Genomic DNA, 16,442 nt, shown 5'->3' on the forward strand with positions numbered 1-16,442 from the left:
GCGACCTCTTCGCAGTTGCCCACCGCCGCCCGCCTGTGCCAAGACGCCTTCAATCGGAGGGGATCTCATGACCGTACTCATCGCCGGTGGCGGCATCGGCGGGCTGACGCTTGCGCTCAGCCTGCACCAGATCGGCGTTCCCGTGAAAGTGTTCGAGAGCGTCGCCGAGCTGAGGCCGCTCGGCGTCGGCATCAACGTGCTGCCGCATGCGGTGCGCGAGCTGATCGAGCTCGGGCTGCTGGACAAGCTGGATGCCAGCGGCGTGCGGACGCGCGAGCTCGCCTATTTCTCCAAGCATGGCAAGCCGATCTGGAGCGAGCCGCGCGGGCTGGAGGCCGGCTATAAATGCCCGCAATTCTCGATCCATCGCGGCACGCTGCAACAGCTGCTGCTCGATACCGCGATCGAGCGGCTCGGCCGCGACAACATTCTCACCAGCCATCATCTGACCGGCTGGACCGAGACCGCAGAGGGCGTGCGCGCCGACTTCATCGACCGCGCGACCGGCAAGGCCGCCGGAACCCATGAAGGCGCGATCCTGATCGCCGCCGACGGCATTCATTCCGCCGCGCGAGAAAAGCTTTATCCGAACGAAGGCCCGCCGATCTGGAACGGCCGTATCCTCTGGCGCGGCGTCACTCCGGCGAAGGCCTTCCTCACCGGCCGCACCATGATCATGGCCGGGCATGAGATCCTGAAATTCGTCTGCTATCCGATCAGCAAGGAGCCGGACGCGAACGGCAATCATCTGATCAACTGGGTCGCCGAGCGCCATATGCCGCCGACCTATCGGTGGCGGCGCGAGGACTATAACCGCACCGCGCGCCTGGAGGAGTTCCTGCCCTGGTTCGAGAGCTGGCAGTTCGACTGGCTCGACGTGCCCGGCCTGATCAGAGACTGCCCGCATGCCTATGAATATCCACTGGTCGACCGCGATCCGGTTTCGCAATGGACTTTCGGCAAGGTCACGCTGATGGGGGACGCCGCGCATCCGATGTATCCGATCGGATCGAACGGCGCCTCGCAGGCGATCCTCGATGCCCGCGTCATCACCCGCGAGATTCTCGCGCATGGACCGACCAGCGCGGCGCTGCTCGCCTATGAGGCCGAGCGCCGGCCCGCCACCACCGATCTCGTCCTGCTCAACCGCAAGAACGGCCCCGAGCAGGTGATGCAGCTGGTCGAGGAGCGCGCGCCCGACGGCTACAAGACCGTCACCGACGTGCTGTCGCAAAAAGAGCTGGAAGACATCGCCGCCAATTACAAGCGCGTCGCGGGGTTTCAGGTCGAGGCGCTGAACGCCAAGCCGCCGATCGTGAGCGCAGGTGCGCGCGCTGGGGTTTGAGCGTTCGCCGCGAGCTCCTGTTCACCTCGCCCCGCTTGCGGGGAGAGGTCGGATTGCATCGAAGATGCAATCCGGGTGAGGGGGCACAGGTCTCACGACAATCTCACCCGGAGAGAGAGACCCCTCACCCCACCCTCTCCCCGTAAGAACGGGGCGAGGGAGCGAAAGAGTGGTGCCCGCCTTACTTCACAGCCCTCGCCGCCTCCAGCAGCCGCTCGCTCGCGCTCGCTGTCGCCAGCACCGTGCCGTCCTCCGCCATCAGCTTCGCCTCGACGAAGGCGATAGTCTTGCCGAGCTGCGTCACCCTGGCTTCGCCAATAATCGTCCCAGGCCGTGCGGGGCTGAGGAAATTCACGGTCATGCTGATGGTGGTCGTGTAGAGCCGGCCTTCGCTCATCACCAGCACCGCCGGCCCCATGGTGTCGTCGAGCATGGCCGAGAGCATGCCGCCCTGAATGAACCCTGCGGGGTTGCAGAACGCCGGCTTGCCTTCGAAGGAGAGCCTGATCCAGCCTTCCTCGGGACGGGCGTCGAGCAGGCGCCATCCCAGCAGCTCGGCACAGGGCGGTCTTGGAAAGTTGTCGAGTGCGGTCTTGACCATTGGCAGCCTCCGGTTCGCACCCCCGATAGCGCAACGCTGCTGCCAGCGTGCTGTCAGGAGGATCGGCGCGGTGGAAGATCCAGCGCGTGTGCGATGACCTTGCGCATGACGTTGGGCAGCGCTTCGCCGGCAAGGGTCGCGGTCGGCACCCAGCGCATGCCCTCGGGCGCGCGCGTGCGCGCCGCCGCCTTCGCCGTATAGACCACGAGCTCCAGCGGAAAATGCGTAAAGACGTGGGTGACCACGCCCACCTTGCGCTGCCAGCGTGACAATCCCTTCAACTCGGGCGCCTGCCGCTTGGCGGTCGCATCGTCCTGGCCGGCGAGCCAATCCGAGCCGGGCACCTCCGTCATGCCACCGAGCAGCCCCTTTTCCGGCCGGCTGCGGACCAGCAGCTCATCGCCACGCGTCACGACGAAAGCGGCCCCGCGCCGCAACGTACCGCTCTTCTTCGGCGCCTTGCGCGGGAAGGTCTCCTGCGTGCCTTGCGCACGCGCGATGCAATCCTCGTTCAGCGGACACAGCGAGCACGCCGGCTTCTTCGGCGTGCAGATCGAGGCGCCGAGATCCATCAGCGCCTGTGCGCTGTCTCCGGCCCGGCTGTCGGCCAGCAGCGTCGCCGCCAGTTGCTGGATCAGCGCCTTGGCCTGAGGCAGCTCTTGCTCGACCGCGAAGAGCCGCGACACCACCCGCTCGATATTGCCGTCGACCGGCATGGTGCGGCGGTCGAAGGCGATCGCCGCAATCGCCGCCGCCGTATACGGCCCGATCCCCGGCAGCGCGCGCAGGCCCTCCTCGGTGTCCGGAAAGATGCCGCCATGCGCGCGCGTCACCGCGACGGCGCAGGCATGGAGGTTGCGTGCGCGGGAGTAATAGCCGAGCCCTGCCCACATCCGCAGCACGTCATCCTGCGAGGCGCTTCCCAGCGCCGTGACATCCGGCCAGCGCACGACGAATTTCTCGAAATAGGGCCCGACCGCCTTAACCGTGGTCTGCTGCAGCATGATCTCCGACAACCAGACGCGATAGGGGTCCGACGCCTGCCCCGGCGCGGCGCGCCAGGGCAACCGGCGGCGGTGGCGGTCGTACCAGGCGAGCAGGAGGTTCGGGCGTGATGTTGCTTTCGACGGCGCGGGTTCCGGCCTGGCCTTGAGGGCAGATCTGGGGCTCATGCTCTTACCCTAACCGACGTTGAGCCGATCTCTCCACGTCATGTCCGCGCTTGTCGCGGGCATCCACGTCTTTCTTCGCGGGAGAACGTGGATGGCCGGGACAAAGTCCGGCCATGACGGCGATGCGCATGTGGCCCGCCCGCCGAAATGCTATAAGGCGCCATGTCCAAATCCGGTCCCATCTTCAAACCCGGCCCCATCAGCGCCAAGCCGCTCGGGATCCTGCTCGACGACGTCTTTGCCGAGGCCTATGCCAAGCAGGGGTTCGCGGCGCGCGAGCTGGTGACGCGGTGGGCGCAGATTGCGGGAGCCGAGATCGCCGCCCATGCCGAGCCCTTGAAAATGCAATGGCCGCGGCCGGTCGAGGGGCAGCCGCAGCAGCCGGCGACCCTGGTGCTGCGGGTCGAGGGGCCGATGGCGCTGGAGATCCAGCACTCCGCCGACGTGATCCTGGAGCGGGTCAATCGCTTCTTCGGCTGGAGCGCGGTCGGCAAGCTGGCCTTCCGCCAGGCCCCGCTGTCGCGGCCCCAGGCCCGGAAGCGGCCCGCCCCGCCGGACCCCAAGAGCGTCGCCAAGGTGGCGGAGAGCCTGGGGGAGATTGAAGACGAAGAACTGAAGACGGCGCTGGCCCGGCTCGGGGCCGCCATCAAGCGAAATTGAGCCTCATTTCGCGGCCAATCTGGACCGATCCCTGTCGCGCGCCATTGCCTCAAACCACGTTTCAAGCTAGCGACAGGCCGCCCGGGAACCTTGCCAAACCTCGGGGCGAGACCACGCCAATTCGGGAGCCGACCGTGATCATCACCCGCCGCGCCTTCACCACGATGCTGTCGCTGACCGGGCTTGCCGCGCTCGCCGGGCTCTCGCCGCTCCGCTTCATCTCCGACGCGATGGCGCAGTCGGCCGCCGACGTCGCCAAGCCGGTGTCGCTGCCCGACATGGCGCTCGGCCCGAAGGATGCCGCCGTCACCATCACCGAATACGCCTCGATGACGTGCCCGCACTGCGCCGTCTTCAACGAGCAGGTATTCCCCAAGATCAAGAAGGAATACATCGACACCAACAAGGTGCGTTACATCTTCCGCGAGTTCCCGCTCGACATCAAAGCCGCCGCCGGCTCCATGCTGTCGCGCTGCATCGCCAAGGACGACGCGCCGAAATACTTCGCGGTCACCGACATGCTGTTCCGCCAGCAGAACGACTGGGTGGTGAAGAACACCACCGAGACCCTGACCCGGATCGGCAAGCAGGCCGGCCTCACCCAGCAGCAGGTCGAAGCCTGCCTGAAGGACCAGGCGCTGCTGGACAAGATCGCCGCCGACCAGAAATACGCCAGCGACGTGCTCAAGGTGGATTCGACGCCGACCTTCTTCATCAACGGCGAGAAGATCAAGGGCGAAACCTCGTTCGAGGAGTTCGCCAAGAAGATCAATCCGCTGCTGAAGAGCTGATTCGCACGCGACAGCTCTGATTCGCGCATCCGACAGCCGTATCTTTCCCGGCATAAATCCCTTGGGAAAAGCGGCTTTCGCCGGTTGCCCTCGCTGCCCACCGCGGCCATTGTCCAGCCGCATGAGGCGCCTCGCGCGACTCGCCCGGATACCGACATTGCCTTCCATGGTATTGTCCCGGCAGGGGGATTCGCGCCTGCCAACAGAGATGCGTGCTTATGAAAATCACCCGCCTGCGCCTTCACGGCTTCAAGTCCTTCGTTGAGCCCACGGACTTCGTCATCGAGCCCGGCCTGACCGGCGTGGTCGGCCCCAACGGCTGCGGCAAGTCGAATCTCGTCGAGGCGCTGCGCTGGGCGATGGGCGAGACCTCCTACAAGAGCTTGCGCGCCGCCGACATGGACGCGGTGATCTTCGCCGGCTCCGGCAACCGTCCGGCACGCAACCACGCCGAAGTGACGATGACGATCGACAATGCCGATCGCACTGCGCCCGCGGCGATGAACGACAGCCAGCTGCTCGAAATCTCGCGCCGCATCGAGCGCGAGGCCGGCTCGGTCTATCGCATCAACGGCCGCGACGTGCGCGCCCGTGACGTGCAGATCCTGTTCGCCGACGCCGCCACCGGCGCGCGCTCGCCCGCGCTCGTCCACCAGGGCAAGATCGGCGAGATCATCCAGGCCAAGCCCGAGCAGCGCCGCCGCGTGCTGGAAGACGCCGCCGGCGTCGCCGGCCTGCACGCCCGCCGCCACGAAGCCGAGCTGCGGCTGAAGGCGGCCGAAACCAACCTCACCCGCGTCGAGGACGTGATCGGCCAGCTCTCCGGCCAGATGGAAGGCCTGAAGAAGCAGGCCCGCCAGGCGGTGCGCTATCGCGAGGTCGCGGCCAAGGTCCGCAAGGCCGAGGCAACGCTGTACCATCTGCGCTGGATCGGCGCCCATGCCGACGTCAATGAGTCCGGCCAGACCCACGACCTCGCCGTCCGCGAGATGGCCGAGCGCACCCAGCACCAGGCCGAGGCCGCCCGCATCCAGGCGATCCGCGCCGCGGAGATGCCTGCACTGCGCGATGCCGAAGCGCGCGCTGCGGCCGGGCTGCAGCGCCTCACCAATGCCCGCGAGCTGCTCGACCGCGAGGAAGAGCGCGCCAAGGAGCGCGTCGCCGAGCTCGAGCGCCGCCTCGCCCAGTTCGAGGGCGACATCTCGCGTGCCCAGCAGCAGACCATGGATGCCGACGTCGCGCTGCAGCGGCTCGACACCGAAGACGCCGAGCTGAAGGAAGAGATCAAGTCGCGCGTCGAGAAGCGCTCCGGCGTCGACGAGCGTGTCGCCGAGGCCGAGGCGGTGCTGACCGAAACCGAGCAGCAATTCGCCGAGCTCACCACCGCGCTCGCCGACCTCACCGCCAAGCGCAATCAGCTCGAGGCCAACGTCCGCACCCACCGTGACAAGCTCGCCCGGCTCGACCAGGAGATCGCGAACGTCGCCGCGGAAGAGCAGAAGCTCACCGAGGCGACCGGCGGCTTCGGCGACCTCGACGAGCTGACCGCGCTGGTCCAGACTGCGGAAGAGACGCTGGCGGCGTCCGAAGCTGCGGCACAGGCCAGCGAAGCCGCCCACGTCGCGGCCCGCCAGACGCTGGAATCCTCGCGCTCGCCGCTGGTCGAGGCCGACAAGCGCGTGCAGCGCCTTGAGACCGAGGCGCGCACGATCTCCAAGATCGTCAACGGCGAGACCAAGAATCTGTGGCCGCCGATCATCGACGGCATCACCGTCGACAAGGGCTTTGAAAAGGCGATCGGCGCCGCGCTCGGCGACGATCTCGACGCCCCGATCGACCCATCGGCGCCGATGCGCTGGACCAATGTCGGCCACACCGAAGGCGATCCGGAGCTGCCTGAAGGCGCCGTGCCGCTCGCCAACCACGTGCAGGCGCCGGCCGAGCTGGCCCGCCGCCTGGCCCAGATCGGCGTGGTGCCGCGCGAGCGCGGCGCCGAGCTGGTCTCGCAGCTGAAGACCGGCCAGCGGCTGGTCTCGCCCGAAGGCGATGTCTGGCGCTGGGACGGTTTTGTCGCCGCCGCGCATGCCCCGACCGGCGCCGCCCGCCGCCTCGCCGAGCGCGCCCGCCTCGTCGACATCGAGAACGAGCTGGAGCAGGCCCGCATCGATGCGCAGATCAAGCGTCAGGCGCTGGAGAACGCCGAGTCCGAGCTGCAGATGGCGGCGAGCACCGAAGGCGCCAGCCGCGAAGCCTGGCGCGCTGCGCAGCGCGAGCTCAACGTCGCGCGTGAGCGTCATGCCAATGCCGAGCGCGAGATCAGCCGCCATGCCGCGCGCAAGGCGACGCTGTCGGAAGCGCACAGCCGTCTCGCCGCCGACCGCGCCGAGGCCGAGGCCGCCTACGAATATGCCGAGGCCGGCATCAGCGAGCTGCCGTCGAGCGAGGACACCGAGACCCGTCTCGCCGCCGTTCGCAGCGACATCGAAGGCCACCGCCGGATCGCCGCCCAGGTCCGCGCCGAAGCGCAGGCGCTGGCGCGCGAAGCCGAGCTCGCCGACCGCCGCGTTCAGGCGATCCTCGCCGAGCGCACCGAGTGGCAGAACCGCAAGGAGAGCGCGGCCTCCCATATCGACACGATCCAGGCCCGCATCGCCGAGCTCACGATCGAGCGCAGCGAGCTCGAAAACGCGCCCGCCGTGTTCGCCGAGAAGCGCAGCGCGCTGATCACCGAGATCGAGTACGCGGAGAACGACCGCCGCATGGCCGCCGACGCGCTCGCCACGGCGGAAAGCGCGATGGCCGAGACCGACCGCGTCGCCAAGCTGACGCTGGAGGCGCTCTCCAGCGCCCGCGAGGCCACCGCCCGCGCCGAGGAGCGCATGGAAGGCGCCCGCCGCCGGCTCGAAGACGTCGAGCGCGAAATCCGCGACATGCTGGAGGTCGAGCCGCAGGCCGTCGCGGGCCTTGCCGAGATCGAGCCCGGCGCCGAGCTGCCGCCGCTGCACGACATCGAGGAAGACCTCGAAAAGATGCGCCGCGACCGCGAGCGTCTCGGCGCCGTCAATCTGCGCGCCGAAGAGGAGCTGCGCGAGGTCGAGACCCAGCACAACGGCCTGGTCACCGAACGCGACGACCTCGTTGAGGCCATCAAGCGGCTGCGCCAGGGCATCCAGAGTCTCAACAAGGAGGCGCGCGAGCGGCTGTTGACCTCGTTCGAGGTCGTCAACAACCACTTCAAGCGGCTGTTCGTCGAACTGTTCGGCGGCGGCGAAGCCGCGCTGCACCTGATCGAGAGCGACGACCCGCTGGAAGCCGGTCTCGAAATCATCGCCAAGCCCCCGGGCAAGAAGCCGCAGACGCTGTCGCTGCTCTCGGGCGGCGAGCAGGCGCTGACCGCGATGGCGCTGATCTTCGCGGTGTTCCTGACCAACCCCTCGCCGATCTGCGTGCTGGACGAAGTCGACGCGCCGCTCGACGACCACAACGTCGAACGCTACTGCAACCTCCTGCACGAGATGACCGGCTCGACCGACACGCGCTTCATCATCATCACACACAACCCGATCACGATGGCGCGGATGAACCGCCTGTTCGGCGTCACCATGGCCGAGCGCGGCGTCTCCCAGCTGGTGTCGGTGAGCCTGCAAGAGGCCGTGGACATTCTCGACCAGAACGTGGCGTGAGGCTGCTCTCGTCCTCCACCCATTGACGTCATCATCCGCGAAGGCGGATGATCCAGTACGCCGTGACATCTCGGTTTACGGCACTGTCTCGGAGTACTGGATGCCCCGCCTTCGCGGGGCATGACCGCGGATGATGATTACCCCGACCCTCCCCGCCGAACTGAAGGCCGCCCTCGACGCCAAGCTGCAGGGCTTTTCCCGCACCGACGCGGCACAGCGGTCGCAGAAGATCTCGACCACTTATCGCGCCGGCGGCGGCTCCGGCGCGATCAAGTCGGAAGCCGATGCCCTCGCCTACGCGCTGGCGCGCATGCCGGCAACCTATGCGGCGGTGGCTGCGAGCCTGAATGCGCTCACCGAGATCGCGCCCGACTTCGCCCCGGAAACGCTGCTCGACGTCGGCGCGGGCCCGGGCACCGCGAGCTGGGCCGCCGCGGAGGCGTTTCCGTCGCTGCAGGATTTCACGCTTCTCGACGCCAATGCCACGCTGAGCCGCCTCGCGCTCGAGCTGGCGCGCGACAGCTCGCGGCTCGCCGAGTGCCGCTATCTGCCCGGCGATGCCGGCGGAAACCTTGCAGAGGTCTCGCAAGCCGATCTCGTCATCGCCAGCTACGTCATCGGCGAACTCGGTGAGACCGAGCAGCGCGCGCTCACCGAGGCGATGTGGGCGAAAGCGCGCCACGCGCTGGTCGTGATCGAGCCCGGCACGCCCGCCGGCTATGCCCGCATCCTCGCGCTACGCCAGCAACTGATCGCGGCCGGCGCCTACGTCGCCGCGCCCTGCCCGCACGAAAAGCCCTGCCCGCTCATCGCGCCCGATTGGTGCCATTTCAGCCAGCGCCTGCCGCGCTCGCAGGCGCACCGCCAGATCAAGGGCGCCGAGGTGCCGTTCGAGGACGAGCGCTTTATCTACGTCGCCCTGACCCGCACAGCGCCCGCAAGCCGCGCCGCGCGCGTGCTGGCGCCGCCGGACGTCGGCAAGGCCGAGATCACGGCCAAGCTCTGCACAGAAGACGGCGTTGAGCTCGCGACGGTACCTCGGCGCGACAAGGCGGCCTATGCAGCTGCCCGGCGCTGGCGCTGGGGCGACACCGTCATGGCCGAAAGTTAACCTCGTTCCTCGCCTTGCCTTGAACTTGGCCGGCTCTCCGTTCGACCAAGTCTAACCCCCCTCCGCGTCGGGCTCTCATCCTGCACCAATCTGGTCTATCCTAGCGCCCGCCTTCTTTCCCCTTCAGGAGTTCTCCATGTCGACCGGCTGGATCGTTCTCGGCGTCATCGTCGTCCTCGCGCTGTTCGCCTTCAGCGCGTATAACCGCCTCGTGGCGCTGAGCCAGCGCGTCGGCCAGGCCTTTGCCGATATCGACGTGCAGCTCAAGCAGCGCCACGATCTGATCCCGAACCTCGTCGAAACGGTAAAGGGCTATGCCTCGCATGAGCGCGGCACGCTCGACGACGTCATCAAGGCGCGCAATTCGGCAATGTCGGCGCAAGGTCCCGCGCAGGTATCCGCAGCCGAGAACCAGCTGTCCGGCGCGCTCGGCCGGCTGATCGCGCTGTCCGAAGCCTACCCGGACCTCAAGGCCAATGCCAATTTCCAGCAGCTCGCATCCGAGCTCTCCGACCTCGAGAACAAGATCGCGGCGAGCCGCCGCTTCTTCAACAGCGCGGTCCAGGAATACAACACCGGCATCCAGCAGCTGCCGGCTGCGCTGTTCGCCGGCATGTTCGGCTTCACCAAGAAGGACTTCTTCGATCTCGGCGCCAGCCGCACCGAGGTCGAGGCCGTACCCCAGGTGAAGTTCTGATTGCCTGATATGTCGATTGTTCTTCTCCGTCATTCCGGGGCGTTGCAAAGCGACGAACCCGGAATCTCGATCGAGATCCCCAATCTCTGGATTCCGGGTTCAGGCCTCCGGCCTGCCCCGGAATGACGGTGATGAGGAAGCAGCCATGGCCGCCTATGGTCTCTACACGCATATCGCCTCGAACAAGTTTCGTTCGATGCTGCTGCTCGGCGGCCTGTTCGCGCTGGTTTATGTGCTGGTCTATGCCGGCGCCCTGGTCGCCGAAGTCTTCATCAACGGCAATGAGACCGTCGCGTACTATCTGAGGCATGCCTTCTCCGACCTGCTCAAGGCCGCGCCCGTTGCGACGATCGTGGCGGCGGTCTGGATCGTGATCGCCTATTTCTTCCATCAGTCGATGATCGATGCGGTGACCGGCGGCCATGACGTCACCCGGCGGGAGGAGCCGCGGCTCTACAACCTGCTCGAAAACCTCTGCATCTCGCGCGGCATCACCATGCCGAAGCTGAAGATCATGGAGAGCCCGGCGCTGAACGCGTTCGCGACCGGCCTCAATCCCAGGCAATATTCCATCACCGTCACCACGGGTCTCCTCGATGCGCTTGATGACAAGGAGATCGAGGCGGTGCTGGGCCACGAGCTGACCCATATCAAGAACGGCGACGTCCAGCTGATGGTGGTCGCCGTCATCATCGCCGGCGTGGTCGGCTTCTTCGGCGAGATGTTCTTTCGCCTGTTCACGAATTTCAACTGGAGCTCCGGCTCCGGCGGCTCGTGGTCCTCGGGCTCCTCCTCGTCGTCGCGCTCGTCCTCGTCATCGAGCGACAGCAAGAGCTCCGGCGGCGGCGCGGTGATCGTGATCATCATCGCGATCGTGCTGATCGTGGTGGCCTGGCTGCTGTCTCAGGTGGTCAAGCTCGCGCTGTCGCGGTCGCGCGAGTATCTCGCCGACGCCGGCTCCGTCGAGCTGACGAAGGATCCCGATGCGATGATCTCGGCGCTGCGCAAGATCGAGAATCGCGGCGAGCTGCCCGGCGCGACCTCGGCCGTGATGGAGCTCTGCGTCGACAATCCCCGCGAAGGCTTTGCCGATCTGTTCGCAACCCACCCCTCGGTGCAATCCAGGGTCGATGCACTGGTCAAGTTTGCCGGCGGCCATGATCCGGGCCCGCTGCCGTCGACCGAGGCAACGGACGAGCCCGAGGCCCCAGCCGACCAGCAGGACGCCCCGCCGCCGCCAAATCACGGCCCCTGGAACGATGCCGGCGGCCCTGTCGCTCCGCCGCCCGTGCCCGCACCCGGCCCCTCCGGAACTGCGAACAGCAACCCCATGGGCACGCCGGTCGGCAATTCCATGGGCAATCCTATGGGTCCTTGGGGCCGTCATTAAGCGTGCAGTGTGCCGCCATGCGGGGCAGTTTCGCCGCGATTGGGAAAAACTTCAGGAATTGCCGTATCGACATGCCGAGGAATTGAATTCTCCCTTGTTTCTGCCATGTTCGCGCCCAACAGCAGACTCGGGACATCCTTGGGACATCCTTGGGACATCGATTTGGGGCCCGGCCGATTGCGACCTCGCGATCGGGGGCGCGTTAGGGGACAGCAATGGCAAAGCCGGCAGTGGTTGTGGTGGGTGCGGACAAGGGCGGGGTCGGCAAGACCACGGTGTCGCGCACCTTGCTCGATTATTTCTCAGCCAACAACGTGCCGACGCGCGCCTTCGACACGGAATCGCCCCGCGGAACCCTGAAGCGCTTCCACCCCGACATCACCGAGATCGTCGACATGACGACGACGTCGGATCAGATGAAGATCTTCGATACGCTCAATGCGACCAGCCCGTCGGTGACCGTGATCGACGTCCGCGCCGGCCTGCTCTCGCCGGCGCTCGCCTCGCTGCGCGACATCGGTTTCCTCGACGCCGCCAAGGCCGGGCAGATCACCTTCGCGGTATTCCACATCCTGGGACCCTCGATCGCCTCGCTGGACGAGATCGCCGAGACCGCCGGCTTCATGACCGGTGCAAAATATTTCCTGGTGAAGAACTTCATCAACGACACCCAGTTCTTCCAGTGGGACCAGGCGACCTATAATTCCTACTTCCACCGCATCAAGGACGCCACCGAGCTGACCATCCCCAAGCTCAACGAAATGGCCTATGAGCAGGTCGAGGTGTCCTCCGTTCCGTTCCTGAAGTTCGTCGCCAACAAGGGCATCAATGACGAGGCCGCGAACTATTCCTTCGTGCTGCGCGGCTATGTCCGGCACTGGCTGGCCAACGTCTGGAGCGAGTTCGACCGCATCCGGCTGACCGACATCGTCGGTTCGAAGCCGGTGAGCCGCAACAGCGAAAAATAGTTGCGCAAGCCGGGCTGATACGGCTGGATTGGTCGCCAAGTTCGACTGATATAGTTGTCGATGTCCGCAACGCCCGTCTACATCATCTGCTCGCCCCGCCCGCAGGTCGGCAAGACCCTGCTGGCGCGGCTTTTGAGCGAGTTCCTGCTGCTCAAGAACGGCAACGTCGCGGCCTTCGACGTCAATCTGAAGGAGCCGTCGCTGCTCGACTACCTGCCCGGCGTCACCGAGACCGCCGACGTGATCGACACCTACGGCAAGATGCAGCTGATGGACCGCGTCATCGTCGACGACGGGCTTGCCAAGGTGATCGACCTCGGCTTCCACGCCTTCGACGAGTTCTTCAAGATGACCGACGAGATCGGCCTGTTGAAGGAAGCAGCCCGCCGCCATGTCGCGCCCCAGATCCTGTTCATCGCCGACACCGACCGCGTCTCGGCCCGCGCCCACGAGATGCTGCGCACGCAGATCCCGCGCATGAACCTGATCACGGTCGACAACGAATATGTGGTGCGCGGCGAGATGCCGGCCGCGATGGAAGGCGGCCGGCTGCTCCGCCTGCCCGCACTGCCCGGCTTCCTCAAGACCTATGTCGACCGGCTGAACTTCTCGTTCACCCGCTATCTGCGCCAGGAGAAGGACTCCTCCACCGAGCTGCATCAGTGGACCCGGCGCAATTACCTCGCCTTCCGTGAGCTCGAGCTCAATCTGATCCTGCAACGGTCCTGAATATTTTACCCGGGTAATATTGACAGGGGCCAGACGTGCCGCTACTGGATTGCGCAGCAATGCCCTCAGTTAAAAGGCCCGTCCGTGAGCATCGACCGGAAAGCAGCGATCACCGCCTACAAGGAGCGCAAGACCATTGCGGGCGTCTACGTCGTGCGCTGCGCAGCGTCGGGGCAGGCCTGGGTCGGCCAGGCGCCGAACCTGGAGACGATTCAGAACCGCATCTGGTTCTCGCTGCGCCAGGGCAGCCACACCTGCCGCAGCCTCCAGGCCGCCTGGACCACGCATGGCGAGGCAGGCCTGAGCTTTGCCGAATGCGAGCGTTTGGAGGACGAAGAGAGCGCCTATGTCAGGAACGCGCTCCTGAAGGAGCGCCAGCAGCATTGGCGGGCCGAGCTGAAGGCCGAGCTGATCTGACCACGGCAAGCGGCTCAGTGGCCTTCGAACGTCATCAGCGTGCGCACCGGCACGTCCATGGCGCGCAGCTTGGCGGCGCCGCCGAGCTCGGGCAGGTCGATGATGAAGCAGGCGGCGACCACGTTGGCGCCGATCTGGCGCAGCAGCTTCACCGCGCCTTCCGCGGTGCCGCCGGTGGCGATGAGATCGTCGACCAGGATGACGCGCTCGCCGGGCTGGATCGCGTCGACATGCATCTCCATCTCGTCGATGCCGTATTCGAGCGAGTAGGCGATCCGCACGGTGGTGTGCGGCAGCTTGCCCTTCTTGCGGATCGGCACGAAGCCGGCCGAGAGCTGGTGCGCCACCGCGCCGCCGATGATGAAGCCCCTCGCCTCCATGCCCGCGACCTTGTCGATCTTGTTGCCGGCCCAGGGATTGACGAGCTCGTCGACCGCGCGGCGGAAGGCGCGCGCATCGGCGAGCAGCGTGGTGATGTCGCGGAACATGATCCCCGGCTTGGGATAGTCGGGAATGGTGCGGACGCTCGCCTTGATGTCGTGGTCAAAGGTCATGGTTATCTCGCTCTGGTGTTTCCACCGTCATTGCGAGCGAAGCGAAGCAATCCAGGCCTTCTCCGCGGCAGCAGTCTGGATTGCTTCGTCGCTTCGCTCCTCGCAATGACGGCCCCTATTCAATCCGCCCAGCATCCAGCCGGAACGCGTTTTCAACAATACGTAGTCCCACTTCATTGCCGAGCGACATCAGCGATTCCGGATGGAATTGCACGCCGGCGACCGGCAGGGTCTTGTGCTCCAGCGCCATGGCGACGCCGTCCTCGGTGCTGGCGGTGACGGACAACACTTCCGGCATGCTGTCGCGCTCGACGTAGAGCGAGTGATAGCGGCCGATGACGATCTCGTTCGGCAAATTGCGCATCAGGCGCCCGCCGCGCACCTGCACCCGCGAGGGCCGGCCGTGCGCGGGATGCGTCAACTGCCCAAGCTCGCCGCCGAAATATTCGCCGATGGCCTGGACGCCGAGGCAGACGCCGAACACCGGCAGCTTCTTCTCCAGCGCCGCATCGATCGTCTTCTTGATCGCAAAATCTTCCGGCCTGCCGGGGCCCGGCGACAGCACCAGCAAATCCCAGGTCTTCTGCCTGAGCATGTCGAGCGCGTGCACATGGCGGACCACGGTGACGTCGGCGCCGACCTGGCGGAAATAATCGGCCAGCATGTGCACGAAGCTGTCGTCGTGGTCGATCAGCAACACCCGCTTGCCCGAACCGGTCGCATCGGGCGCGAAGGTCGACAGCGGCTTCGGCGGATCGCCGCGCAGCGCCTGGAACAGCGCGGCGGCCTTGACCTGACATTCGCGGTCTTCCGCGGCCGGATCGGAGTCGAACAGGCAGGTGGCGCCGACCCGCACTTCGGCGAGGCCATCCTTCATCCGGATGGTGCGGATGGTGAGGCCGGTGTTGATGCTGCCATCGAAATTCACCGCCCCGATCGCACCGGCATACCAGCGCCGCGGCGAGCGCTCGTGATCCTCGACGAATTGCATCGCCCAGAGCTTTGGCGCGCCTGTCACGGTCACGGCCCAGGCATGGGTGAGGAACGCATCGAGCGCGTCGAAGCCGGGGCGCAGCATGCCCTCGACATGATCGACGGTGTGGAACAGCTTCGAATAGGTCTCGATCTGGCGGCGCGCCAGCACCTTGATGGTGCCGGGGACACAGACGCGCGCCTTGTCGTTGCGGTCGACGTCGGTGCACATGTTGAGCTCGAACTCGTCCTTCTCCGAGTTCAGCAATTGGCGGATCTGCTCGGCATCGCCGATCGCATCAAGGCCGCGCGCGATGGTGCCCGAGATCGGGCAGGTCTCGACGCGACGTCCGTCCGAGCGCACGAACATTTCCGGCGAGGCGGAGACGAGAAACTCTCCCTCCCCCAGATTCATCAGCGCGCCGTAGGGGGAGGGGTTGATGACGCACAGACGCTGGAAGACTTCGGCCGGCGAGCGGTCGCAGGGCTCGGCGAACAGCTGTCCCGGCACCGCCTCGAACAGATCACCGCGGGCAAAGGCGGCGCGCGCGGTCTCGACCGTGGCCTGATATTCGCCCGGCGCGTGATCGGCAAAGCCCTGGCGCGGCGTCTTCAGGTACGGGCTCTCGGCGGTCTCGCGCGGCAGGCCCTCGGTCGACTTGCCCTTCCAGGCGAAGTCGTAAGCGAGGACGACGCCGCGGCCGGTGGCGCGGTCATAGGCCAGCAGACGATCGGGCACATAGAGCACGATGTCGCGCTGGTCCTGCTCACGCGGGCGCTTCTGCACGAGGTCCTCGATCTGGAACACGAGGTCATAGGCGAAGGCACCGAACAGGCCGAGCAGCCCGTCGTCATTGGCGAAGAAAGCGGCGATGATGTCGCGTACCAGCGACATCACGCTGGCGCGCCGCGTGCGCTGGTCCTCCTCGACCGGCGCGTCGCCGCGGACGATGTGGCCGGCAAGGCGCGTCGCGGTCTTCTCGGAGATCACGACGCAGGGCTCGCGCAGGACGTCGCCGAGGAAGGCGATCAGCACCTCTCCTCGCCGGTTGAGCGCCTCGAGCTTGAAATTGATGCCTGTGGTCTCGAGCTTGAGCGGCGGATCGGAGAAGCCGAGGTCAAAGCTCTCGTAGCGACCGGGGACGGTCGTGCCCGACGACAGCACCACGCCGCGGCGGCGGTCGAGCAGATTGATCAGGTCGTCGAGCCGGCTGGCGCCGCCGGTGAACTGCTCAGCCACGCGCGTGATCGCAAGACCGGCGCGGGTCGCATAGTCGCTTCTGGCCGGAAGGGCAAAGACGGTCCTGTTCATGTCGTCCTCTTACGAAACTTGCCGAGGGAACGCCACACAG

The 16,442-nt window shown here is 66.4% G+C and carries 14 protein-coding genes; 10 read left to right on the top strand and 4 right to left on the bottom strand.

The genetic code is table 11. The features are described 5' to 3' along the window. Positions 1-67 precede the first annotated feature (67 nt). Positions 68-1,345 carry a flavin-dependent oxidoreductase gene (locus tag D6B98_RS28985; protein ID WP_126260450.1) on the top strand — a complete coding sequence of 426 codons (1,278 nt, stop codon included), beginning with the start codon at positions 68-70 and terminating at the stop codon, positions 1,343-1,345. A gap of 181 nt (positions 1,346-1,526) precedes the next feature. On the opposite strand, the gene D6B98_RS28990 is transcribed toward D6B98_RS28985, so the two are convergent. Further along, the gene (locus tag D6B98_RS28990) at positions 1,527-1,946 is read right to left on the bottom strand and encodes a PaaI family thioesterase (RefSeq protein ID WP_126260451.1); all 420 of its coding nucleotides are present in this window, start codon (positions 1,944-1,946) and stop codon (positions 1,527-1,529) included. A 53-nt stretch (positions 1,947-1,999) separates the two neighbouring features. Then, complete coding sequence (gene mutY / locus D6B98_RS28995; RefSeq protein WP_126260452.1) at positions 2,000-3,118, bottom strand: A/G-specific adenine glycosylase; 1,119 nt, start codon at positions 3,116-3,118, stop codon at positions 2,000-2,002. Between the two features lie 162 nt (positions 3,119-3,280). Between mutY and D6B98_RS29000 the strand changes: the two genes are divergently transcribed. The 9 genes from D6B98_RS29000 (at position 3,281) to D6B98_RS29040 (ending at position 13,564) form a co-directional block, all read left to right on the top strand. Next, positions 3,281-3,778 carry a DUF721 domain-containing protein gene (locus D6B98_RS29000; RefSeq protein ID WP_126260453.1) on the top strand — a complete coding sequence of 166 codons (498 nt, stop codon included), beginning with the start codon at positions 3,281-3,283 and terminating at the stop codon, positions 3,776-3,778. Between the two features lie 134 nt (positions 3,779-3,912). Next, positions 3,913-4,569, top strand: a complete 657-nt coding sequence (locus D6B98_RS29005) for a DsbA family protein (RefSeq protein ID WP_126260454.1) — start codon at positions 3,913-3,915, stop codon at positions 4,567-4,569. Positions 4,570-4,787: 218 nt separating this feature from the next. Further along, positions 4,788-8,252 (top strand): chromosome segregation protein SMC, encoded by a 3,465-nt coding sequence (gene smc, locus D6B98_RS29010; protein WP_126260455.1) that lies wholly within the window; start codon positions 4,788-4,790, stop codon positions 8,250-8,252. Between the two features lie 130 nt (positions 8,253-8,382). After that, positions 8,383-9,363 carry a small ribosomal subunit Rsm22 family protein gene (locus D6B98_RS29015; protein WP_126260456.1) on the top strand — a complete coding sequence of 327 codons (981 nt, stop codon included), beginning with the start codon at positions 8,383-8,385 and terminating at the stop codon, positions 9,361-9,363. 136 nt (positions 9,364-9,499) lie between these two features. Next, positions 9,500-10,060, top strand: a complete 561-nt coding sequence (locus D6B98_RS29020) for a LemA family protein (RefSeq protein ID WP_126260457.1) — start codon at positions 9,500-9,502, stop codon at positions 10,058-10,060. A 145-nt stretch (positions 10,061-10,205) separates the two neighbouring features. Next, positions 10,206-11,450, top strand: a complete 1,245-nt coding sequence (locus D6B98_RS29025) for a M48 family metallopeptidase (RefSeq protein WP_126260458.1) — start codon at positions 10,206-10,208, stop codon at positions 11,448-11,450. A 215-nt stretch (positions 11,451-11,665) separates the two neighbouring features. Continuing rightward, complete coding sequence (locus D6B98_RS29030) at positions 11,666-12,418, top strand: P-loop NTPase family protein (RefSeq protein WP_126260459.1); 753 nt, start codon at positions 11,666-11,668, stop codon at positions 12,416-12,418. A 60-nt stretch (positions 12,419-12,478) separates the two neighbouring features. Beyond that, positions 12,479-13,147: a hypothetical protein gene (locus D6B98_RS29035; RefSeq protein WP_126260460.1), complete on the top strand. Its 669-nt coding sequence runs from the start codon at positions 12,479-12,481 to the stop codon at positions 13,145-13,147. An 84-nt stretch (positions 13,148-13,231) separates the two neighbouring features. Next, positions 13,232-13,564: a GIY-YIG nuclease family protein gene (locus D6B98_RS29040; RefSeq protein WP_126260461.1), complete on the top strand. Its 333-nt coding sequence runs from the start codon at positions 13,232-13,234 to the stop codon at positions 13,562-13,564. 14 nt (positions 13,565-13,578) lie between these two features. Here the strand turns inward: D6B98_RS29040 and D6B98_RS29045 are convergent, their stop codons facing one another. Both D6B98_RS29045 and D6B98_RS29050 read right to left on the bottom strand, forming a co-directional pair. Beyond that, a complete protein-coding gene (locus tag D6B98_RS29045) occupies positions 13,579-14,118 on the bottom strand; it encodes an adenine phosphoribosyltransferase (RefSeq protein WP_018323310.1) in 540 nt (179 codons plus the stop codon). A 115-nt stretch (positions 14,119-14,233) separates the two neighbouring features. Next, the gene (locus D6B98_RS29050) at positions 14,234-16,402 is read right to left on the bottom strand and encodes an anthranilate synthase component I (protein WP_126260462.1); all 2,169 of its coding nucleotides are present in this window, start codon (positions 16,400-16,402) and stop codon (positions 14,234-14,236) included. Positions 16,403-16,442: the final 40 nt, after the last annotated feature.

Origin of the sequence: Bradyrhizobium sp. LVM 105, from assembly GCF_003957705.1 — a bacterium.
Lineage (GTDB): Bacteria > Pseudomonadota > Alphaproteobacteria > Rhizobiales > Xanthobacteraceae > Bradyrhizobium > Bradyrhizobium frederickii.